Raw genomic sequence first — 21650 nt, 5'->3', positions numbered from 1 at the left:
AGCTCCTTCAACGCAGCTCCTCGATGACCTTCGCGAAGGCGTCCAGGTCCTTGTCCATCACCGTGATGTAGGTGAATCCGAACCGTGCACGGTGGGCGCGCAGCTGGTCGGCGAGCTGCCGCTCGGTGCCGACGAGTAACACCGGTGCCTCGCCGAGCTCGGCGGCCGGTCGATCGGGGGCGTACCGGCGGAGGTTCTCCAATGCGGCGGTCCGGTCGCCGGTGATCTCGACATGCTGGATCAGCAGGTTCAGTTCGGGATCGCGGTCACCCGCCTCGGCACGGACGAACGCCACTCGTTCGTCCAGTTCGGACGGGCCGACGAGCGTGGCCGCGGCACCGTCGCGATCGAACCGCACGCCGGTGAAGCCGACGACGTCCGCCTCCCTGGCTGCGATCCGCAGCATGCGGTCGCGCTGTCCACCGAGGACGATCGGCGGCAACCTGCGCTCAGCGTAGTGCTCCCGCAACACGGCAAGGCACCGTTCCAGGTGGTCGAGACGGGAGCCGGGGCCGGGGAACGGCAACCCCGCCGCGTCGAACTCCTCCCTGGCGTATCCGGTGCCGAGGCCGAGTTCCAGCCTGCCGTCGAGGAGCAGGTCGGTGGTGCCGACGTCGCGGGCGAGCAGCGTCGGGTTGTGGAACGCCGTGTTGACGACGAACGTCCCCAGCCGCACCCGTTCGGTCGCCTCGGCTGCCGCGACCAGCGAGGGAAACGGCGCGGGCATACCGATGTGGTCGGGTACGGCGACGACGTCGAACCCGAGGTCCTCGGCTCTGCGGCACCTGTCCTGCCAGTGAGTCCGCTCCCCCGAGGCGAGCATGTTCACGCCGAATCGGAACCCCATGCCCGCACGCTACCGAAAATCGGTCGCCGGGACGGGTCGGTGGATCTACCGTGCCCGGTATGCCCGATGCGATCTTCGCCGACCCCCGGCTCGCGCCGCTGTACGACACGTTCGACGGCGAGCGCGACGACCTCGAGCTCTACCGCGGCATCGTGGCCGAGGTCGGGGCGCGGCGCGTGCTCGACGTCGGGTGCGGGACGGGCGCGCTGGCCGTTCTCCTGGCCGGCGAGGGGTACGACGTCGTCGGCGTCGACCCGGCGGCGGCCTCCCTGGACATCGCCCGCGGCAAGAGCGCCGACGTCGTGTGGGTCCACGGCGACGCGGCCGCACTCACCGACACGGCGCAGACCGGCACTGTCCTGACCGACACCGCGCCGACCGGTACCGCCGAGACCTGTGTCCCGTCGGACTGGCGCGCCGATGTCGCCGTGATGACCGGGAACGTTGCGCAGGTGTTCCTCACCGACGACGACTGGCACGCGACGCTCGGCGCGATCCATGCGGCGCTCCGGCCCGGCGGATGGTTCGTGTTCGAGACGCGGCGGCCCGAGGCGCGCGCCTGGGAGCGGTGGTCGGACGCCGAACCCGGGACGGCCACCGTGCCCGGCGTCGGCGACGTCACCCAGGACCGGACGGTGACCGACGTCGACCTGCCGTTCGTGTCCTTCCGGCACACGTACCGATTTCCGGACGGGACCGTGCTGACATCCGACTCGACGTTGCGGTTCCGCGACCACGACGAGGTCGTCGCGAGCCTGCACGCGGCCGGGTTCGACGTCACCGACGTCCGCGACGCCCCCGACCGCCCAGGCCTGGAACGCGTCTACCTGGCCCGAAGCACCCCGCGCACGTCCCGCACATGACGACGGCTCCCCGCGGAAGTCCCGCGGGGAGCCGTTGTCACGACAGAACGGTCAGCCGAGGCGCTGCTTGAGGGCCTCGAGCTCGTCCTTCAGGGCGGACGGGATCTTGTCCTCACCGATGGAGGCGAACCACTCCTCGATGAGCGGGATCTCCTTCTTCCACTCGTCGACGTCGACGTCCAGGGCGGCCTGGATGTCCTCGAGCGGCTCGGACAGGCCCGACGTCTCGATGTCGTCGGCGCTCGGCACCAGGCCCACCGGGGTCTCGCGGGCGCCTGCCTTGCCCTCGAGACGCTCGACGATCCACTTGAGAACGCGGGTGTTCTCGCCGAAGCCCGGCCACAGGAACCGGCCGTCGTCGCCGCGGCGGAACCAGTTCACGTAGAAGATCTTCGGCAGCTTGGCCTCGTCGGCGTTCTTGCCGGTGTCCAGCCAGTGCTGGAAGTAGTCACCGGCGTGGTAGCCGAGGAACGGCAGCATCGCCATCGGGTCGCGGCGCACCTCGCCGACCTTGCCTGCCGCGGCCGCCGTCTTCTCCGACGACATCGTGGCGCCGAGGAACACGCCCTGCTGCCAGTCGCGCGACTCGTTGACCAGCGGCACCGTCGTCTTGCGGCGGCCACCGAACAGGATCGCCGAGATCGGCACGCCCTTCGGGTCGTCCCACTCGGGCGCGAGCGTCGGGATCTGCGAGATCGGCGCGCAGAAGCGCGAGTTCGGGTGGGCGGCCGGCTCGTCGGAGTCCGGCGTCCAGTCGCGGCCCTTCCAGTCGGTCAGGTGGGCGGGCGCCTCCTTGGACATGCCCTCCCACCAGACGTCGCCGTCGTCGGTCAGGGCGACGTTGGTGTAGACCGTGTTGCCCTTCTCGATCGTCTTCACGGCCACCGGGTTGGTCTTCTCGCCGGTGCCCGGCGCGACACCGAAGAGGCCGAACTCGGGGTTGATCGCGTACAGCCGGCCGTCCTCGCCGAACCGCATCCACGCGATGTCGTCACCGACCGTCTCGGCGCGCCAGCCCGGCAGGGTCGGCTGCAGCATCGCGAGGTTCGTCTTGCCGCAGGCGCTCGGGAACGCGGCCGCCACGTAGTAGGCCTTGTTCTCCGGCGAGATCAGCTTGAGGATCAGCATGTGCTCGGCGAGCCAGCCCTCGTCGCGGGCCATCGCCGAGGCGATGCGCAGCGAGTAGCACTTCTTGCCGAGCAGCGAGTTGCCGCCGTAACCCGAGCCGTAGCTCCAGATCGTGCGCGACTCCGGGAAGTGCGTGATGTACTTCGTGTCGTTGCACGGCCAGGGAACGTCCTGCTCACCGGGCTCGAGCGGCTTGCCGACCGAGTGCAGCGCGGGCACGAAGTCGCGTTCGGTTCCGTCCTCGGTGATGAACTTGTCCAGCGCCTTCTGACCCATGCGGGTCATGACCCCCATGGACGAGACGACGTAGGCGAAGTCGGTCACCTCGATGCCGAGCTTCGGGTTGTCGTCACCGAGCGGACCCATGCAGAAGGGGATGACGTACATCGTCCGCCCACGCATGCAGCCCCGGTAGAGCTCGGTCATGGTGGCCTTCATCTGGTCCGGGTGCATCCAGTTGTTGGTGGGCCCGGCGTCCTCTTCACGCTCCGAGCAGATGAAGGTGCGCTCCTCGACCCGCGCGACGTCGGTCGGGTCGGATGCGGCCCAGAAGGAGTTCGGCCGCTTGTCGAGCTTGACGAACGTGCCAGCCTCGACCAGTTCCTGGTTGATCCGCTCGGCTTCTTCCTCGGAACCGTCCACCCAGACCACACGGTCCGGCGTCGTCAGTTCCGCCACCTCGCGCACCCAAGACAGCACGCCACTGTGCGTGGTCGGTGCGTCGTCCAGCCCTGGGATGGCTACTGCAGTCATCTCTTCTCCTGTCTTCGACGACAAGAGCCCACACCGAACTTCCTCGTTGGGTGCGGGCTCCGTTGCCGGCGACCGAAATGGCTTCACGCACCGCGGCCAAGCGGTGCGTGCGTTTCTTGGGGATTCCCTGAGACTAACGGCCGGATTGCGAACTCAGGCAGGTCAGCTCTGTCGGTTCTCTCACAAGAACGATCAGGGAATCGATTCAGACGCCTAGCGGGAGCTGGTGACGGGCGGATTTCCAGCAGGTGGAAACGACAATTCGACCACCCGAACAGAGCAGAGCCCCGAGGACCTCTGCGGTCCCCGGGGCTCGGTCGTTCGGTACTGGCTGCTCAGTTCTGGCTGATCCACTGGCCGGTGGCCGAGTCGATCTTCGCGACGCCCTCGACGCCGGCGCCCACAGGCTGGGTGCCGTCGCCCCATTCGGCGCCGGCCGAACCGGCCTGGGCCATCGGCGCCGCCGCGGACTCACCGGCGGGCGCACCGGTGCCGGTCGTCTCGGTCCACTCGCCGTCGCCGTCGGTCTCGAGCACCGTCTGGTTGCCGTTCTCGTCGATGACCACGGCGACATCGGCCTGGCCGTCACCGTCGGCGTCGGTGAACGCGATGGTCGTGCCGTCCTCGGTCTCGACGATCGCGGTGTCGTTGGTGCCGTCCTCGTTGGTGTCGATCGTCGCCGGCCCGACCTCCATGTCCCCGTCGCCGAGGTCGGCGGTGATCGTGCCGCCCGCGCCCGCGTCCCGCTCGGGCGCATCCGACGACGGCCCGTCCTCGGACATCTCCACCCACGCGCCGCGCTCGGCGTTGTACTCGGCCTCGACGACGATGTTGCCGCCCGAATCGGCCTGCGCGTAGAGGTCCGCCTCCCCGTCGCCGTTGCTGTCGGCGAACAGCTGCGCGCTGCCGTCGTCGTGCTCGACGACGGCGGCGTCGTACACCCCGTCGCCGCTCAGATCGGTGTTGAGCTCGGCCGTGTATTCCTCGCCCTCCACGGTCACCGTGATGTCTTCCGCGGTGCTCGTGGTGTCAGCGGTTCCGTCGTCGACCCACACTGCTAACTCCCCCTCAACAGGGCTACTGGCTCACATCTACCAATGGGACTCACGTTAGGCCCGTTCGGTTCCCTGCACCAGCTCACTGTTCGGTGCGAGGGCGGTCACGCAGGCCGCGCATCCGGGCGAGCAACGTCTCGGCGCGGTCCCGGCCGTCGGCGAGGTCGGTGACCCGCTTGGTCGCCACGGCGAGGGAGCGCTTGCGTTCCTGCTCGTCCATCCTGATCGTCTTGTCGACCTCTTTGAGCTCGGCCTCGATGGCCTCGATCCGCCTGCTCAGGGCGTCGTCGAGCGCGATGGACAGCTGCTGTTCGGCCTCGATGAGCTGTTCCGACACGAGCTGCTCGAGCGTCGAGCGGGCGTCGGCGATCGACTCGACCAGCCACTGCTTCATGTGCTGCTTGTCGGCCGAGTGCCGCCGCGTGCGCCCGACCCACCAGCCTGCGCCGAGGCCGACGACGATCGTCGCGGGCAGCACCACCGGGTTGAACAGCGCGACCCCGGCCAGCGGCGCCGCGGCGAGCTTGGCCGCGGCCGTTCCGCTGGTCAGACCCATGAACACGAGCAGTTTGTCCTCGGCCGACGACGGCCGTTTGTCCTGCGGCCGGAGCACCACGGGCGGGGTGCCGCCGCGCAGGAACTGGCCGCGGATGACGTCGAGCTCCTCCGGCGAGAACAGGTCGGCCAACGTCGCGTCGGCGACCTCGTTGAGCCGCTGCGCCAACAGCGCCGACACCTGCTGCGACGTCGCCTGCAGCGCGGCGTCGACCTGGGCGGGCAGCTCCTTGAGGGCCTGCCGGTCGGCGCCGTCGACCTGCTGGCGGAAGTGGGCCTGCGCGTCGCGCATGCGCCGCGCGGACTCGTGCGTGACGTCGACCCGCGCCCGCTGCACCTCGCCGCGGAGCTTGAGCTGCCAGCCGCGGGTCGACGAGCGGCGCGCGGTGGTCAGTTCGTCGCGCCGCGCGCGCAGGCTCGCGGCCTCGTCCTCTCCCGAGGTCAACGCACGCTGATCGACGAGCGCCTTCGCGTGCTGTTCGGCCAGCGCCGTGGACAGGGCCCGCATCGTGTTGGCCTCGGCGAGCATCGCGGCCCGGCCCACCAACGTCTCCTGCAGGGCGCCCTGCAGTTCGGCGACGCCGGACTTCTCGCGCAGCGTCGCCGCGGCCTGTTCGCCGGACGCCTTCGCCGCCATCTCGAACATGCGCGCCGACACGGGGTGGAACACCGCCTCGGCGAACCGGGGCGCGTGCTCGGCCAGCAGCGCGCGGTCGGCGTCGAGCACCTCGCGCCAGCCGCGGAACTGGTCGGTCTTGGCCAGCGCGAACAACACGGTCTCGACGCGGTCGCTCATGTCGGCCAGGAACCGCAGCTCCGTCGACGTGAACGGGGCGGACGCGTCGACCACGAACAGCAACGCCGTCGCATTGGCGGCCGCCTCCATGGCCAGTTCGCCGTGCCCCGCGTCGAGCCCGCCCACCCCGGGGGTGTCGACGACGGCGATGCGCTCCAACAGCGGGCACGGCCCGTCGACCTGCACGTACCGCGGCGGGAGCTGCCCCTCGGGCAGTTCGTGCGACGCCGACGCCCACCGCACGAGCTCGTCCATCGGGAAACCCACGGGCGCCAACTGCCCCGGATAGCAGGCCTGCGCCTGCCATTCGGCGGCGTGGTCGAACACCAGATACGTCGACGTCGCGACCTCCGCGTCCACCGGCGACAGCCCCGGTTCGGCCAACAATGCGTTGACCAGCGAACTCTTACCGCGGTTCGTCTCGCCGACCACCACGACGGTCGGTTTCGACGCCGAGGCCCGGCGCTGCTGCTCGACCCACGCGGCCGCCTCCGGGTCCTGACCGCGCAACAACGTCAGCAGCGTCGTCCGCGCCTGTTTGACCTGCGCGGGCAGGCTGACCTTGCCGAGCGAACCAGTCGATGCGGACACACCCGAACCCTAGAACGTCGCCCCGGTCACCTCTACCGGCGCGTGTACACGGTGACGATCGGTGCGCGCAGCAGCCGGTCGTGGTCGGTGAAGCCGGGAACCTCGGTCTCGGCGACGACCCCCTCCAGGCCGGGATCGGTGGTGGGCACGGCGCCGCCCGCCTCGTGTCTGGCCGGGTCGAACCGCACCCCGTCGGGCCGCACCGCGTGCACGCCGACGGCGGCCAGGCTCTGCTCGATGCGTTCGGCGACGCCCTCGCTGTGCGCCCGGTCCAGGGCGTACAGGCAGAGCTGGATCAGCGCCTGCCGGTCGGCCAGCGCCTGGTCGCGGGAGATGCCGCTCGCGAGTGCTACGGGGTCCACATCGGTTTCGGACGCGCTACCCGCCGGTACGGTTCCCTTCCCGGCCGATCCGATGTCGACGGATTCGGTGTCGCTCCGCGAGTCGGACACGTTCACCGGCGCACGCCCTGGTGCGCGGGCGGGGCCGGGTTCTGCCCGCCGCGGCCCTTCAGCCGCTGCCAGAGCAGGAAGTACGCCCGGTGGACGACGTGCGCGACCCGCGCCTGACCCGGCGTCGCGCCGAACGACGCGAACGACCGCCACCAGCCGGCCCGTTCCAGCGCGTAGGCGGCCAACTGGTCGGCGGGCGCGCCGGGCATGCCGAGCTGCGCGGCGACGTCGGCGTTGCTGCCGACGCGCAGCACCTCCTCGGTCAGGTCGTCGGGCATCTCGACCGCACCCGACGTGACCAGGGTCAACGTCTCGAGCAGCCGCAGCTGGTGCGCCTCGGGCCGCGCCAGCAGCATCTCGATGGCGTCGTGCACGCGCTGCTTCTCGGCCCTGTCGCCGGAGTCGTGGGCGAACGCCGTGATCGACGCCAGCGCGGCCGCGGCCTTGATCCCGTCGGCCCTGGCGGCGAACACCTCGGCCAGCCGCGTCCGCACCGCGGCCAACCCGGAGACGTCGAGCAGCTTGCGGTGCAGCGCCCCGACCGTCACACCCGGCTCGGCGCGGATCACGTCGACCGCGTGCCGGATGCCGAACAGGTCCAGCTTCTCCAGCAGCCGCACGCGGACGCCGGCGGGCACGTCGCACTCCCAGCTGGTGAAGATGTCGGCCGAGACGAGCATGACCTCCAGGTCACCGTCGTCGAGCCCGGCCAGCGTGCGCAGCGCCTCCGCCTCGGTCGGGGTGAACGCACCGGTCTCGGTCGATTCGGCGAGCAGGCCGATCACCGGCAGCACGTCCGCCACCCGCGGACGCAGCACCGCGGCCTGCTTGCGCGCGAGCAGCGACGCCGCCGTCCACACGTCACCGTCGGCACCGTCGACCGACTCCGGCGGGATCGTGTCGGCCTTGTTCAGCACGGCGATGGCGTTCACCGGACCGGCCTCGCGGGCGGCCGTCGCGGCCGTGAACGCGGCGAGCGCCTGGTGGTCGTCCGACCGCACGCCCTGCGTGACGACGTACAGCACCGCCTCGGCACCCACGAGCGCACCGCGGGAGTTGTCGTCGAGCGTGTCGTCCTCGGCCGAGGTGTCACCGGTGCTGTCGTCGTCGCCGTCCAGGGAGCCGCTGAGCCGGGTCGCGCCGAGCAGCTTCTGGGTGCGGGCGACCGACGACGAGTCCAGCGACCCGAGCCCCGGGGTGTCGATGACGGTCATGTCTCGCAGCACCGCGTTCGTCAGATACGCCTCGACGTGCGACACCCGATCGATGTCCACCCCCAGCTCGGCCGGGATGCCGCCGTCGGGCGCAAACGGTTGCACCTGCTTCGTCCCGTCGGTGAACACGACCTCGATGCGGTCGACCGTGCCGTACTGGAACCGGGTGACCAGCCGCGTGCACTCGCCGACGGCCGTCGGCGCGACCCGGCGTCCGATCAGGCGTTGACCAGCGTCGACTTCCCCGACTTGATCCGCCCGGCGACGGCGACCTGCAACGGAGCCTCCAGGCGCGTGAGCACCTCGGTGAAACCCGCCGCGGTGCGCCGGCCGACCTGACCGCGCAGCCGGGTGCACAGATCGGCCACCAGCGCCGCGAGCGGCCCGAGCGATCTGCCGCCGTCGGCGTGCCCTGCGTTCACTCCCCGCCCCCTCCGAGTCCTTGCGGTCCGGGACGCATCTTCCCACCCCCGGCCGACATTCCGTAATTCCCCGGCCGCCCGCCCACCCGGGTCATCCTGCGAGGCCACCCGGATGAGACCTCAGACGGACGCGCGCACGCGTGCGAGCCGCCTACCGTGGGTGAGTGCGCCGGATCAGTCTCTGGATGAGAGCCCGCCCCGTCGTGGGCGACAGCCTCATCGCCGTCGTGCTGTTCCTCGTCGACGCGCTGTTCATCATGCTGCTCAACGCGTTCCCGACGCCGGAGACCGAAACCCCTCGCTGGTACGTGGGCCTGCCGCTGGCCGTCGGCCTGCTCGCCGCGATGCCGGCCCGCCGTTCGCACCCGGTGCTCATGGCCTACTGGGTACTCGGCTGGAGCATCCCGCACGTCGCGCTCGGGCTCATGGACGCGCCGCTCAGCGTCGCCGCGGCCAGCTGCATCGCCCTCTACACGCTCGTCGTCTACACCACGCGCAGGACGGCCGCCGTGTACACGGCGTTGACCGTCGGCGTCAGCATGTCGCAGCAGCTCATCGAATTCCCCGACGACGTGCTGGTCAACATGATCACCATCGTGCTGTCCCTGGCGTTGTGCTGGGTGCTCGGCGAGTTCGTGGGCGCGCGCCGGGCGTACCAGGCCGAGGTCGAGGCGCGCCTGGCGTTGCTGGAGAACGAACGCCACCAGTCCACGCGCATCGCCGTCGCCGAGGAACGCGAACGCATCGCCCGCGAACTGCACGACGTCGTCGCGCACTCGGTGAGCGTCATCGTCGTGCACGCCGACGGCGCCTCCTACGCCGTCCGCAAGGACCCCGACCTCGCCGAACGCGCCATCGGCACGATCTCCGAGACCGGCCGCAGCGCCCTCGCCGAACTCCGCGGACTGCTGGCGATCCTGCGCGACAACCGGGACGAGGGGGAGGGCTCCGATTCCGGTTCCGACGGTGCTGACTCCGAGGGTTCCGGGGGCGGAGCCGGTTCGGGCTCCGCCCCCGCGCGGACGCCGCAGCCGACGACCGCCGACCTCGACGAACTCGCCGACCGGATGCGCGGCGCCGGGCTGCTCGTGCGGCTCGAGACCGAGGGCGCGCTCGACGACCTGCCCGCGGGCGTCGCACTCGGCACCTATCGGATCGTGCAGGAGGCGTTGACCAACAGCCTCAAGCACGCGGGCGTGGGCGCGCGGACGCACGTGCGCGTACGCCGCGCCGACGAGGGCGCGGCGGTGAGCATCGACGTCGAGGACGACGGCGCCGGACGCGCCCATCCCGTGCTGGCCGGCCGGGCCGACGTGGACGGAACCGGTGCTGCGGGTGCCGGTGTGGCGGCCGGCGCTTCCGGCTCGGGTTCGTCGGGCGCGGGTGCTGCGGGTGCGGCTGTTCCGGCGAGCGGGAACGGGCTGATCGGAATGCGGGAACGGGTCAACGTCCACGGAGGCACCCTCAAGGCCGGACCGGCTCCGGGCGGCGGCTGGCGGGTGCGTGCGGTGCTGCCCGTGCCCGCCGACCCCCACGGCCCGGGCGGATCGACCGGTGCGAGCGCCGGTGGTGCCGAGTCGCGGGACGCGGACTCCCTAGGGTGGCGTTCATGATCCGGGTGGTGCTGGTCGACGATCAGGAACTGATGCGCGTCGGCTTCCGCATGGTGCTCGGCGCGTCGGACGACCTGGAGGTCGTGGGGGAGGCGGCCAACGGCGACGAGGCGGTGCGGCTCGCGGCGGAGCTCGAACCCGACGTCGTGCTGATGGACGTGCGGATGCCCGTGCTCGACGGAGTGGAGGCGACGCGGCGAATCGTCGCGGCGGCGAGTTCGCGCGTGCTGGTGATGACGACGTTCGACCTCGACGAGTACGTCTACTCGGCGTTGCAGGCCGGGGCGTCGGGGTTCCTGCTGAAGGACACGCCGCCGGACGACCTGCTGTCGGCGCTGCGGTCGGTGGCGCGGGGCGATGCGGTCGTCTCACCTGCGGTGACGCGCCGGCTGCTCGACCGGTTCGTCGACAACGGCCGCATGGCGCCGCGCGACGCGAGCGCGCTCGACGTGCTCACCGACCGCGAACGCGAGGTGCTCGCCCAGGTGGCGCGCGGCCTGTCGAACACGGAGATCGCGGCCGAACTGTTCCTGTCGGAGGCGACCGTGAAGACGCACGTCGGCCGCATCCTCGCGAAACTCGACCTCCGCGACCGCGTCCAAGCCGTCGTCCTCGCCTACGAAACCGGCCTCACCGCCCCCGGCAGTTAAATGCTCCCGAGGGCCCCGTGGTCGCGCCCACCCGTCGCCCGACCACCGCCCCCCCAAGGACGCGCTGGCGCGCGGCTGCGCTCAATGCAACCAATCTTCCCTTCGCGACTCGCGGCCGCCCGCTACTCGCGGCCGACGCCGGCGCGGGCCTATCGGTAGGCCGTCATGTCGACATCGCGGGGGTCGAGGCCGGCGGCGTGGACCTCGGTGAGGAACCGGCCGAAGTCCGGACGGCTGCCGTCGACGTCGGTCACGCCGTAGGTGCGGCCGAGCGTCCACGAGGCGAGCGTCGCGCCGGCGAACCGGCGCACGTCGGGGTCGGTCGCCAACGCCGTCACGCCGCGCGCCAGGTACGTCGCGTCTCGGAGATCGCGAACTCGGGACGTTCGTCGGTGACGGCGTCGCGCCAGGTGTCCTCCGTGACGCCGAACAGGTCGAGCATCGCCTCCGACCGCAGGAACCCCGGTGCGACCGACAACCCGGTGCAGTCGTGTTTCGCCAGCTCGGCGCCCAGTGCCCGCCCGATCGCCCGCACCCCTGACTTCACGAGGTAGTACGGCACGCCCGCGCCGTGGTACTCGTCGTCGTCCCCGTCGGTCACCTCGACGACGAGCCCGCCCGGCGCCGCGACCACGAACGGCAGCAACCGGTGCAGCGCGATCAGGTGCGTCTCCAACCCGCCGCGCACCATCGTCAGGGCACTGTCCAACGACGACTCCCAGTACGCGTGCTCGAAGTCGGCGTACGGATCGCCGCCCCACACGTCGTCGACGAGCACGTCGATGCGCCCGCCCGCCTCGGCGATGCGTGCCGCGAGAGCGTCCACATCGGTCACGTCGGAGAAGTCGCACCGGACGGGGATGCCGTGACCGCCCGCGGCGTCGACGAGGTCGGCGGTCTCCTCGATGGTCTCCCTCCGACCCATCGGTGACGCGTGCTCGCGGGTCGTCCTTCCGGTGACGTACACGGTCGCGCCGGCCCGGCCGAGTTCGACGGCGATCGCCCTGCCGCACCCCCGCGTCGCGCCCGTCACCACGGCGACCTTGCCGGCCAGTCCACCCATCCGTGCCACCCCTTCGCTCGCGCCGCCCCCTCGCCGAACCGCTCGGCCCACCGAGTAACTCACATGCCCCCGACAAAACCGCACCCGCGAGGGGAACGTGCGGTGGGAACTTTGGTCGCGTTCAACGCACCCAACGGCCCCATGGCTGCGTTCAACGCGACTATGGGGCCCTCGGGAGCACCCCTGGGGTGGGGATTCAGGGGGAACTCAGGGTTGTCACGGATCGCCGGGTCGTCCGAAATGCGCGAAGCTATCTGTGCACCGCAGCCAGGACGCCGGAGCACTGTCGAACCCGCAGCCGAACGGCCATCGCGTGTACGACCAGGGGCTGGGGCGAAGTTCGGTCTACAGGATGACGCGCGAGGCGCCGGTTCCCGGCGAAGATGACAGCCACACAGGCACAGCAACACCCGCCACACCACAGGCACCGAGCCGACCAGGGGATTCAGCGGCGGCCCGCCGTAACGGCCGGTGCCGCCACAGGAGGGAATCATGATCGAGGCACAGGGCCTCACCAAGAAGTACGGGGACAAGGTCGCCGTCGAAGACCTCTCGTTCACGGTCAAGGAGGGCAAGGTCACCGGCTTCCTCGGCCCGAACGGTGCGGGTAAGTCCACGACGATGCGCATGATGCTCGGGCTCGACAACCCGACGAGCGGATCGGTGACCATCGGGGGCAAGCGTTACACCGAGCTGCACCATCCACTCCGGACGGTCGGCGCCCTGCTGGAGGCCGGCTGGGTGCATCCGAACCGGTCGGCCCGCGCCCACCTGGCGTGGATGGCGAAGTCGAACAGGATCTCGCCGAAGCGCGTCGACGAGGTCCTCGACATCGTCGGGTTGAGCGAAGTCGCCAACAAGCGCGCGGGCGGGTTCTCGCTGGGCATGTCGCAGCGGCTCGGCATCGCGAGCGCGTTGCTCGGCGACCCCGAGGTGCTGCTGTTCGACGAGCCGGTGAACGGTCTCGACCCGGAGGGCATCCTCTGGATCCGCAAGTTCATGCAGCGCCTCGCCGACGAGGGCCGCACGGTGTTCGTCTCGAGCCACCTGCTCTCGGAGATGGCGTTGACGGCCACCGAGCTCGTCGTCATCGGCAAGGGCAAGCTGATCTCCCAGAGCAGCACCGAGGAGTTCGTCGCCCGTGCCACCGAGAGCACCGTGAAGGTGCGCAGCCCGCATCTCGACCGGCTCCGGCCCGCGCTCGAGCGTGTCGGCGCGGCGGTGACCAGTGCCGACGACGGCCTGCTCGTCTCCGGTGCCAGCAGCGACAAGATCGGCGAGCTGGCCATGGAGAACCAGGTGACGTTGCACGAGCTCGCGCCGCAGCAGGGATCGCTGGAGCAGGCGTTCATGCAGATCACGGGCGACTCGGTCGAGTACCACACCGACGTCGAAGCAGGCTCCGCGACCACAGCCACCGCGGCGAACTGATCAGGGGGATCGAAGAGACATGACACTTCTCGCAGTCGAACGCATCAAGCTCCTCAGCACCCGTTCGCCGTGGTGGTGCGCCATCGCGGCGCTGGCGCTCACGGGCGGGTTCACGGCCCTGGTGGTCGGCTTCTCCACCGAGGAATTCCCGGCGACGGTGGCCTCGACCCAACTCTCGTACAGCTTCGGCATGGCCGTGATCATGGTGTTGGCGGCGCTGGCGGTCACCACGGAGTACCGCTTCGGCACCATGCGCACCACGTTCCAGGCGGTGCCCAACCGCGCTGCGGCGTTGTTGGCCAAGACGGCGGTCGTCGCGCTCGTCGGCCTGGTCATCGGCCTGGCCATGGCCTTCGGCTCGTGGGCCCTCGGCTGGCTCCTCGCGCCCGCCGGTTCCGACCTGGCGCTGAACAGCACGGCGGACTGGCTGAACGTGGCCGGCGTCGGCCCGGCCAGCGCGCTGGCCGCGGTGGTCGCGGTGGCCGTCGGCATCCTCGTGCGGCACAGCGCGGGCGCGTCTCGCTGGTGATGATCTACTTCCTGGCCGTCGAGGGCCTGGTGAATTTCATCCCGAACATCGGGTCGGACATCTACGAGTGGATGCCGTTCAACGTCCTGCACAAGTTCGTCGCCGGTGACGGCGGGGGCGTGCCCGGCGAGCCGGTCTCGACGGCGACGCTGAGCCCGTGGTGGTCGCTGGCCTACTTCGCGGCCTTCGCGGCGGTGCTGCTGGCCATCGCGATCGGCACGGCCCGCAAGCGGGACGCGTAACAGCACCACAGGAACCACACCGGGGGAGCTCCGTCCGCGGGGACAGCGGGGGCTGTCGGACGGAATCCGGGGTAGGGGGAGACCCGGCCGGGCCGCATTCGGGGGCGGCCCGGGCCGGGTCTTTTCGGTTCACTCGTCGGAATCGCCGAGAACAAGATCGACTCGCCGCTCGACCCGCGGCTGCTCCATCCGAATTAAGAATCGGTTAATTGCCTGTGAGTACCCCCACGGCGGCCCACATTTCGCGGCAATTTGGGGGATGCTGGGTGTCAGCCCGTCAGGACTCTACGGAGGTGACCCTTGACGGTGTTCAGTATCTCGCAGGAACCACGCGGCAGCGATGCCCACGACGGTGTCGCGCCCGGCGACGCCCGGAACGACGCACCACCCAGTCTCGAGCCGATGATGGGCCTCGAATGGTCGCAGGCCATCGAGCTGCCGCTCGCCACCGGCGACGCCGCGACGCCCACCGATCTGCGCATGGCGTGGGTGCACCGCGGACCGCTGAGCCAGGTGCTCTCGCTGTACCGCGCCGCGTCCCGATCCGACGAGCCCGTGCCGGCACCGTGGTGGTTGCGCGCACTGTCGGCGGGTCAGCTCGAATCGCGGGACGCCGGATTCCGCGTCGAGGACCGAGTGCACAAATTGCTCAGTAAGCGTCCGGGTTGGGAATTCGTCCCGTGGCCCGAGGACGGGGAATCCGGATACTGGGAATTCATCCCGTCCGAGGGAACGGGCGGCGACCGACGCATCCCCACGACCGTCGTCAACACCGCCCGGCACACCGGCTGGATCGACGTGCTGCCCGCGCACTGCGTCGCGCAGCAGAACGCATCCCCGCCCGCGCCGCTCGCGATCGACGGACTCGCCGGACTACGTGCACGCCTGGGGGAGATCGAAGCGGTCCGCTGACCCGCGGCTATCGTCGACGTTCGTGGAAAGCGAAGGACAGCCGCGGTTGCGCAGCGTCGTCAGCTACGTCAAACGCGGCGGGCGGATGACCGTCGGCCAGCAGCGCGCCTGGGACACGAGGTGGCCCGAACTGGGACGCACCGTGTCCGAGCTCGAACCCGGCGCCATCGACGTCGAGGGCTGGTTCGGCAGGTCGGCGCCCGTGGTGCTCGAGATCGGCTCGGGCATGGGCGAGGCGACGGCGCAGCTCGCGGCCGCCGCGCCCGAGGTCAACTACATCGCCATCGAGGTGTACGAGGCCGGCCTCGGCCAGCTGATGCTGCGGGCGGACAAGCTCGGCGTGGACAACCTGCGCCTGCTGCACGGCGACACGGTGCCGCTGCTGCGCGACCACCTGGCCCCCGAGTCGCTGGCCGGGGTGCGGATCTTCTTCCCGGACCCGTGGCCGAAGAAGCGCCACCACAAGCGCCGGCTGGTCCAGCCCGATTTCGTGGCGTTGGTCGCCTCGCGCATCGCCGCCGGCGGCACGCTGCACCTGGCGACCGACTGGCAGGACTACGCCGACCAGATGCTCGAGGTCTGCTCGGCCGAACCGTCGCTGACCAACCGCTTCGACGGCTGGGCCCCGCGTCCCGAATGGCGTCCGGTGACGAAGTTCGAGCAGCGCGCCGAGGAGGAGGGCCGCATCTCCCACGACCTGATCTTCGAGAAGCGCGCCTGACCGCGCGGGTGGGCTGGGCGTTCCCCCGACGAAACGCCCAGCCCACGTCGCTTCCCCCAGTCACCTCCAGGGGTGCCTCCCCTCCCGTGTAACGCGTTGTGCCCTCGACTTATTCGTCGGCGAGGGGTTCTTGTCGGACGCGGTTGAGGGCCGGGCGGCACACCGACGAGGCGATCAGCGCGACCGCGACACCGAGTACCAGCGGCGCCGCCAGCCACGGGGAGAAGACCACGACCGGATTGTCGGCGTCGTCGACGAGGTTGATGAACCCGACGCCGACGAGCACCCCGGCGACGCCCGCACCGGCCGTGGCGATGAACGCGGGCAGTCCCGACTCGGCGCGCAGCGCCCTGGTCAGCACCCGCACCGGGGTGCCTGCGGCGATGAGCGCGCCGAACGTGCGACGCCGGTCGAGCACCGAGCCCGCCGTCGTGATCGCCGCGCTGCACCCGCCGAGCAGCGCCGCGACGGACAGGCCGATCACCGTCACGCGGCGCAGGTCGGCGAGCTGGTTCTCCTGTCCGGCCAGGCGCACCTCGCGGCTCTGCACCTGCTCCCCGCCGGACCCGGCAACCAACGCGGTCCGGACGATGTCGCCGTTCGCCGCCGTCGACGGCACGGCCACGGTCACCAACGCCTCGTCCGACCCGACACCCGAGCCTGCGTCCGGTCCATCCGGCAGGAGGCGCGAGTCGACGACCACGGTCGATGCGGTGTCCCTCCCATCAGCACTGCCACCGTCACTGCCGCCGCCGAGCGCCTCGACCTGGCGGACCGGGACGTCCCCGAGCGGGGTGCCGGCGTCGGCCATGGGGTCGGCCACGAGCGACAGCGGGCCCTCGCGCAGCGGGTAGGTCGAGTACACGGCGGGTTCGTCGGCGCAGACGTCGCCGAGGTCGAGCGGCAGCACCCGGTTCGCGTCGCCGCAGTCGGCGACGGTGACGACCTGTTCGGCGTCCCGGGAGTCGCCCACCCGCAGGTAGGCGCTGTGGAGCACGGCGGCACGTTCGGTCTGCCCGTACTGCGCCAGCCGCGCGTCGGTCCCGTCGGCGATGCGCTCGGCCTCGGCTCCGGTCGTGTCGACGTACTGCACGCCGTCGCGGAACGACTGCGGTGCGCCGGCCGAGGCCTCCAGGCTCGGCATCAGCGTCAACGCCATCGCCCCGGTGAACACGGCGAGCACGACCCCGGCGGTCGCGCGGTAGGCGCCGCGCGGGTCGTCGGTCAGGCGGCTGCCGGCGAGCAGTCCCGACGGGCGGCGCCAGCTGCGGCGGAACATCCGCCCGACGAGCGCGGTGATCCACGGTCCGGTCAGGTTGATCGAGACGACGATCAACGCCATCGACAGCAGGATCACCGACGCGTCGACGCCGCGCTCCTGGGCGGCGGCGATGAGGTACGCGAACACCAGGCCCGACAGCGGCAGGGGCAGCAGTCGCCACCAGTGCAGTCGTTTCGGGGTGTGCCCGCCGACCGCGCCGAGCGGGGTCGACAGCACCCGGTTCAGCCCCAGCACCGCGGCGACGAGCACCAGGTACGGGACGCCGACCAGGACGGCCAACGTCGTCGGGACGCCGGGGCCGAAGTCGGACAGGTGCCACGTGCCGCCGTCCCACGGCACGAACGTGGCCGCGTAGTACAGCAGCGGACTCGCCGCCAGGCCGAGCAGCGCACCGGCCGCGGCGGCCAGCACGGTCTCGGCGGCGACCATGGAGACCACCTGGCGTGGCGTCGCGCCGGCGAGCCGGAACACCGCGAGTCGCTGTTCCCTGCGGGCGGCGATCAGCCGCGCGGCCGAGGCGATGAGCACGAGGCTCGGCACCGTCAGCACGACCACGCCGACGCCCGCGAGCAGTGACAGCATCGGGTCGACGGTGCCGGTGTCGCCGAACCCGGCCAGCGACGTCGCGGCGGCCGGCATGTCCCCCTGTTCGTGGCCGACGAGCACCACGAGCTGCTCCGGGTAGGCGAGTGCGTCCTGGCCGAGCGTGCCGGTGACCTCGCCGTAGCGGTCGCCGAGTTGCGATCCGGGCGCGCGGTCGAGCAGCGCCGCCAATTCGGGCGACACGAGCGCCTCGCCGGGCGCGGGCAGCCGGTCGATGCCCGCGGGCAGCGGGACGTCGGCCGGGTCGACCAGGGCCGCGACGTCGACGCGCTGGATCTCCCTGCCGTCGGGGGTGACGTCGACGCCGGCGGCGTGCTCGACGGTCCCGCCCTCACCGGTGACCTCGGCGGAGGTGTGCCCGGCGGGCAGCTGCCACGCCGCGCGGTCGGCGCGTTCCTGGGTGGCCCCCGGCAGCGACACCAGCAGCAGGACCAACGCGGTCGCGAACGCCACGCCCACCGCGATGAGCAGTGCGGACGTCCGGGTGCGGGCGTCGGTGCGCAGCACCCGCAGCGCGATCCGGAAGGAGCTCACGGCGCCGTACCCCCTGCCGCCGGGACCGACGCGGCCTGGCACGTGTCGGACTCGATCCGTCCGTCGCGAAGGGACACCGTCCGGGGCAGTCCGGCGGCCAGTTCGCGGTCGTGCGTGACGACCACGACCGCGGATCCGCATTCGGCCGCGGACGCCAGCAGTGCGCCCATCGTGTCGCGGCCGGTGCGGGTGTCGAGGGCGCCGGTCGGCTCGTCGGCGAAGATGACGCTCGGCCGGTGCGCGAGCGCCCGCGCGATCGCGACCCGCTGGGCCTGCCCGCCGGACAGTTCGCCCGGCCGGTTGCGTTCCTTGCCGCCCAGCCCGAGCTCGCTCAGCCGGCTGCGCGCCTCGCCCAGCGCACGCGCGCGGTCGACCCCGGCCAGCAGTGACGGGAGCGCGGCGTTCTCCTCGGCCGTCAGCTCGGCGACGAGCATGCCGCTCTGGAACACGAAGCCGAACTCGCTGCGGCGCAGTTCGCTGCGCGCCGACTCCCCGAGCGTGTCGACGCGCCTGCCGCCGAGCCACACCTCCCCGGAATCCGCGGGCAGGATGCCGGCGAGCACGTGCAGCAGCGTCGACTTGCCCGAACCGGAGGGCCCGACGATCGCCACCGCCTCGCCCGGCGTGATGTCGATGTCCACTCCGGACAGTGCGGTTTCCGAGCCGTAGCGCTTCACGAGGCCACGTCCCCCGAGCGCGGGCCGTGCCTCCGATTCCGCCCGGTGCGGGGCGGTCGAGATCCGTGTCGTCATGGCTGTTGAGCCTGGCCGAACGGCGGCGCCGGCCACTTCGGACGGAAGGCCGGACCTCGGGGCCGCGACATCGGCCGATCGGCCGATGCAGCACCGACCTTCCGGCCGGGTCGCGCCGGCGGTGGTCTGGACTACCGTTCGCCCCATGCACGACACGTCGCCCGGCAGCGGGTCCGCACCCGGTGGTCCGGTGCGGTCCCCTCGCGCTCTCGAACACCGCGTGACCCGGCTGCTGCAGACCGGCGGGCTGTCGGGCATCGTCCTGGCCGCCGCCGTGCTGGTCGACGTCGCCATGATCGCGCCGAGGGCGCTGGACGGCAGCCGGGACGGTGGGGACCTCGTCCTACTGCCGGGCATCGTCGCGTTCGCCGCGTGCGCGATGTGGGCGCGCCGCCGGTCGGTCGTGGCGGGGCTGACCGGCGCCGCCGTGCTCGTCATGAGCTCCGTGCTGACCGCGTCGACCGGCGCGATGCCGTCCATGACGCTGCTGGTCACGATGTCGCTCGCGGAATGCGTCGCGGGCACCCTGCTCGTCTACTACTGCGTCCGGTCGGCGGCGGCGATCCCCGGCGCGGTGACGGTGGTGCTCCTGCTCGTCGCGCAGCTGGGCAGCATGGAAGTCCGCGGCATGTCCGTCCGTGGGCTCGGTCTGGGGGGACTGCTGCTCGGGGCGGCGCTGGTGACGGGAGCGATCGCGTTCGGCACCCTCCATCGCACCGTCAGGGCCCGGAGCCCGTTCGGGGAACTGCTGCGCCACCAGTGGTTGCTCGTCGGCATGCTCGCGCTGACCCTGTTCCTCGACGGGTCCATGATCCTGGGTGGCGACCGGACCTACGTCGTCATGGCCCTGCCCGCGGCGGCGAGTGCGCTGGCCGCGCTGCACGCGACACGCAGGCCGATCCGGGCCGTCGGCGCGCTCGTCGTGATCTACATCCTCAGCAATGTCCTCATGCGGACGGCCGGGCTCGAGGCGTACACCGGGTTCGGCGGCCTGACCACCACCGCGGTGGTCGCGGGCATGATCACGGTCGCCCTCGTCGTGCGGACGCAACCGCCCCTGCGGGCGACCGTCGCCGTCGCGACCCTCAGTGCCGTCGTCGGCAGCGGCGCGATCATCCAGGTGCTGCTGACGAGCCGGGTCGCCGGCACGTCGATGCTGCCGGGGCTGGTCATCTCCGCGTCGCTGCTGCTCGGGATGTCCATCGCGATCGGCATGTTCCTGCGGGCCCGCGACTCGGAACGCACGACCTCGGTCGAAGCGGCCGTCACCGAGGCCCAGACCGCCGAGCGGATGGCGTTGGCGCGCGAACTGCACGACATCGTCGCCCACTACGTCACGGGCATCGTCGTGCAGGCGCAGGCGGCGAAGATCGTCGCGAAGCGCGATCCCGACGTCGTGCCGGACTCGCTCGACCAGATCGAGAACGCCGGCACCGAGGCGCTCGTCGCCATGCGCAGGCTCGTGCGCAGCATGCGCGGCGACGGGGACGGCGTCGTCGACGAGTCGGCCACCACCGACCTCGCGGCCGACCTGCAGGCCCTCGCGACCTCAGGTGCGCACGGGGTGCGGATCGAGCTCGACGCCGACGTCCCGGACGACCTGCCGCAGGAACTCGCGCGGTCGGCCCTGCGGATCGTGCAGGAATCGCTCACCAACGTCAGCAAGCACGCCGCCGGCGCGACGACCGCGTGGGTTTCCGTGCGGCCGGATCCCGATTCCGATGGGGATCCCGAGGATTGCGCCGGGTTGCGCGTTCGGGTGGCCGACGACGGATCGTCCGGTGGTGCGGGGCCGTTGTCGGTGCCGGGCGGCTACGGTCTCGTCGGCATGCGCGAGCGGGTGGCACTGTTGAACGGCACACTGCGCACGGGCCGCGGTGCCGGCGGCTGGGTGGTCGAGGCGTGGCTGCCGCTCGCCGGCGAACCCGCGGGGGACGAGGAGAACGAGTGATCCGGGTGTTGATCGCCGACGATCAGGACATGGTGCGGACCGGGTTCCGCATGATCGTCGACGCGCAGGACGACATGGAGGTCGTCGCCGACGTCGCGGACGGCGTCGACGCGGTGCGCACAGCCCGGGAGCTGCGGCCGGACGTGTGCCTGCTCGACATCCGCATGCCGGGGCTCGACGGGCTCCAGGTGACACGGCAGCTCGCGGGGCCCGACGTGGCCGATCCGCTCAAGGTGGTCGTGGTGACGACGTTCGACCTAGACGAGTACGTGCACAGCGCGCTCACCGGGGGCGCGTCGGGATTCCTGCTCAAGGACGCCGGCCCGGCACTGCTGCTGGAGGCGATCCGCGCGGCGCACCGCGGGGACGCGCTCGTGTCGCCGCAGATCACGGTCCGCCTGCTGGAGCACTTCGCCGACGCGCCGGCGGCCGAGCCCGTGGTGGCCGAGCAGCCGTCGGAACCGTTGACCGCGCGGGAACTGGACGTCGTCCGCGCGACCGCGCAGGGCCGGACGAACACCGAGATCGGCGAGGAGCTGTACCTGTCCCTGTCGACGGTCAAGACGCACCTGGCATCGGTGCAGGCCAAGGTCGGTGCTCGCAACCGCGTCGAGATCGCCGCCTGGGCCTGGCGAAACAACATCCTCGGCTGACTCGGTTGCTCCGGGCCTTGCGCGCGACTCGTTAGAGT

The 21650-nt window shown here is 71.4% G+C and carries 15 protein-coding genes and 3 pseudogenes; 9 read left to right on the top strand and 9 right to left on the bottom strand.

What is annotated here, in order from left to right:
• Positions 1-7 precede the first annotated feature (7 nt).
• Positions 8-847, bottom strand: a complete 840-nt coding sequence (locus BJF85_RS10560; protein WP_075846958.1) for a TIGR03621 family F420-dependent LLM class oxidoreductase — start codon at positions 845-847, stop codon at positions 8-10.
• A 59-nt stretch (positions 848-906) separates the two neighbouring features.
• Between BJF85_RS10560 and BJF85_RS10555 the strand changes: the two genes are divergently transcribed.
• Positions 907-1710 (top strand): class I SAM-dependent methyltransferase, encoded by an 804-nt coding sequence (locus BJF85_RS10555; protein ID WP_075846956.1) that lies wholly within the window; start codon positions 907-909, stop codon positions 1708-1710.
• A 51-nt stretch (positions 1711-1761) separates the two neighbouring features.
• On the opposite strand, the gene BJF85_RS10550 is transcribed toward BJF85_RS10555, so the two are convergent.
• From BJF85_RS10550 to BJF85_RS10530, 5 genes and pseudogenes are all read right to left on the bottom strand, one after another.
• A complete protein-coding gene (locus BJF85_RS10550) occupies positions 1762-3591 on the bottom strand; it encodes a phosphoenolpyruvate carboxykinase (GTP) (protein ID WP_075846954.1) in 1830 nt (609 codons plus the stop codon).
• A 335-nt stretch (positions 3592-3926) separates the two neighbouring features.
• Complete coding sequence (locus tag BJF85_RS10545; RefSeq protein WP_075846952.1) at positions 3927-4646, bottom strand: hypothetical protein; 720 nt, start codon at positions 4644-4646, stop codon at positions 3927-3929.
• Between the two features lie 82 nt (positions 4647-4728).
• Entirely contained in the window at positions 4729-6588 is a 1860-nt protein-coding gene (locus BJF85_RS10540) for a dynamin family protein (RefSeq protein WP_075846950.1), read from the bottom strand.
• Positions 6589-6620: 32 nt separating this feature from the next.
• Positions 6621-7046 (bottom strand): nucleotide exchange factor GrpE, encoded by a 426-nt coding sequence (locus BJF85_RS10535; RefSeq protein WP_139320571.1) that lies wholly within the window; start codon positions 7044-7046, stop codon positions 6621-6623.
• Positions 7043-8676: pseudogene (locus tag BJF85_RS10530) on the bottom strand (dynamin family protein). Before BJF85_RS10530 ends, BJF85_RS10535 begins: the two are co-directional and overlap by 4 nt.
• Before the next feature lie 185 nt (positions 8677-8861).
• Between BJF85_RS10530 and BJF85_RS10525 the strand changes: the two are divergent.
• A complete protein-coding gene (locus BJF85_RS10525) occupies positions 8862-10289 on the top strand; it encodes a sensor histidine kinase (protein WP_083666216.1) in 1428 nt (475 codons plus the stop codon).
• Complete coding sequence (locus BJF85_RS10520; RefSeq protein ID WP_075846981.1) at positions 10286-10939, top strand: response regulator transcription factor; 654 nt, start codon at positions 10286-10288, stop codon at positions 10937-10939. Before BJF85_RS10525 ends, BJF85_RS10520 begins: the two co-directional genes overlap by 4 nt.
• Positions 10940-11088: 149 nt before the next feature.
• Here BJF85_RS10520 and BJF85_RS10515 read toward each other — a convergent pair.
• Positions 11089-12002, bottom strand: a pseudogene (locus tag BJF85_RS10515) (SDR family oxidoreductase).
• 492 nt (positions 12003-12494) lie between these two features.
• Between BJF85_RS10515 and BJF85_RS10510 the strand changes: the two are divergent.
• The 4 genes and pseudogenes from BJF85_RS10510 to trmB all read left to right on the top strand — a co-directional run bounded on the left by BJF85_RS10510 (position 12495) and on the right by trmB (position 15837).
• Positions 12495-13433: an ABC transporter ATP-binding protein gene (locus tag BJF85_RS10510; RefSeq protein WP_075846946.1), complete on the top strand. Its 939-nt coding sequence runs from the start codon at positions 12495-12497 to the stop codon at positions 13431-13433.
• A 19-nt stretch (positions 13434-13452) separates the two neighbouring features.
• Positions 13453-14204: pseudogene (locus tag BJF85_RS10505) on the top strand (hypothetical protein).
• Positions 14205-14606: 402 nt separating this feature from the next.
• A complete protein-coding gene (locus BJF85_RS10500) occupies positions 14607-15116 on the top strand; it encodes a hypothetical protein (protein ID WP_187346899.1) in 510 nt (169 codons plus the stop codon).
• Between the two features lie 22 nt (positions 15117-15138).
• The gene (gene trmB, locus BJF85_RS10495) at positions 15139-15837 is read left to right on the top strand and encodes a tRNA (guanosine(46)-N7)-methyltransferase TrmB (protein ID WP_075846942.1); all 699 of its coding nucleotides are present in this window, start codon (positions 15139-15141) and stop codon (positions 15835-15837) included.
• 109 nt (positions 15838-15946) lie between these two features.
• On the opposite strand, the gene BJF85_RS10490 is transcribed toward trmB, so the two are convergent.
• Positions 15947-18256 carry an FtsX-like permease family protein gene (locus tag BJF85_RS10490; protein ID WP_075846979.1) on the bottom strand — a complete coding sequence of 770 codons (2310 nt, stop codon included), beginning with the start codon at positions 18254-18256 and terminating at the stop codon, positions 15947-15949.
• Positions 18253-19008, bottom strand: coding sequence for an ABC transporter ATP-binding protein (locus BJF85_RS10485; RefSeq protein WP_075846940.1), 756 nt, complete (start codon positions 19006-19008; stop codon positions 18253-18255). The genes BJF85_RS10490 and BJF85_RS10485 overlap by 4 nt, the downstream gene beginning before the upstream one ends.
• Before the next feature lie 145 nt (positions 19009-19153).
• Here BJF85_RS10485 and BJF85_RS10480 point away from each other — a divergent pair, with 145 nt between their 5' ends.
• Positions 19154-20959: a sensor histidine kinase gene (locus tag BJF85_RS10480; protein WP_083666214.1), complete on the top strand. Its 1806-nt coding sequence runs from the start codon at positions 19154-19156 to the stop codon at positions 20957-20959.
• Entirely contained in the window at positions 20956-21612 is a 657-nt protein-coding gene (locus tag BJF85_RS10475; RefSeq protein WP_075846938.1) for a response regulator transcription factor, read from the top strand. Before BJF85_RS10480 ends, BJF85_RS10475 begins: the two co-directional genes overlap by 4 nt.
• Positions 21613-21650 lie beyond the last annotated feature (38 nt).

Source organism: Saccharomonospora sp. CUA-673 (genome assembly GCF_001942305.1).
Lineage (GTDB): Bacteria > Actinomycetota > Actinomycetes > Mycobacteriales > Pseudonocardiaceae > Prauserella.
The sequence above is the reverse complement of the archived record's forward strand: the minus strand, read 5'-3'. Positions and strand labels throughout refer to the sequence as shown.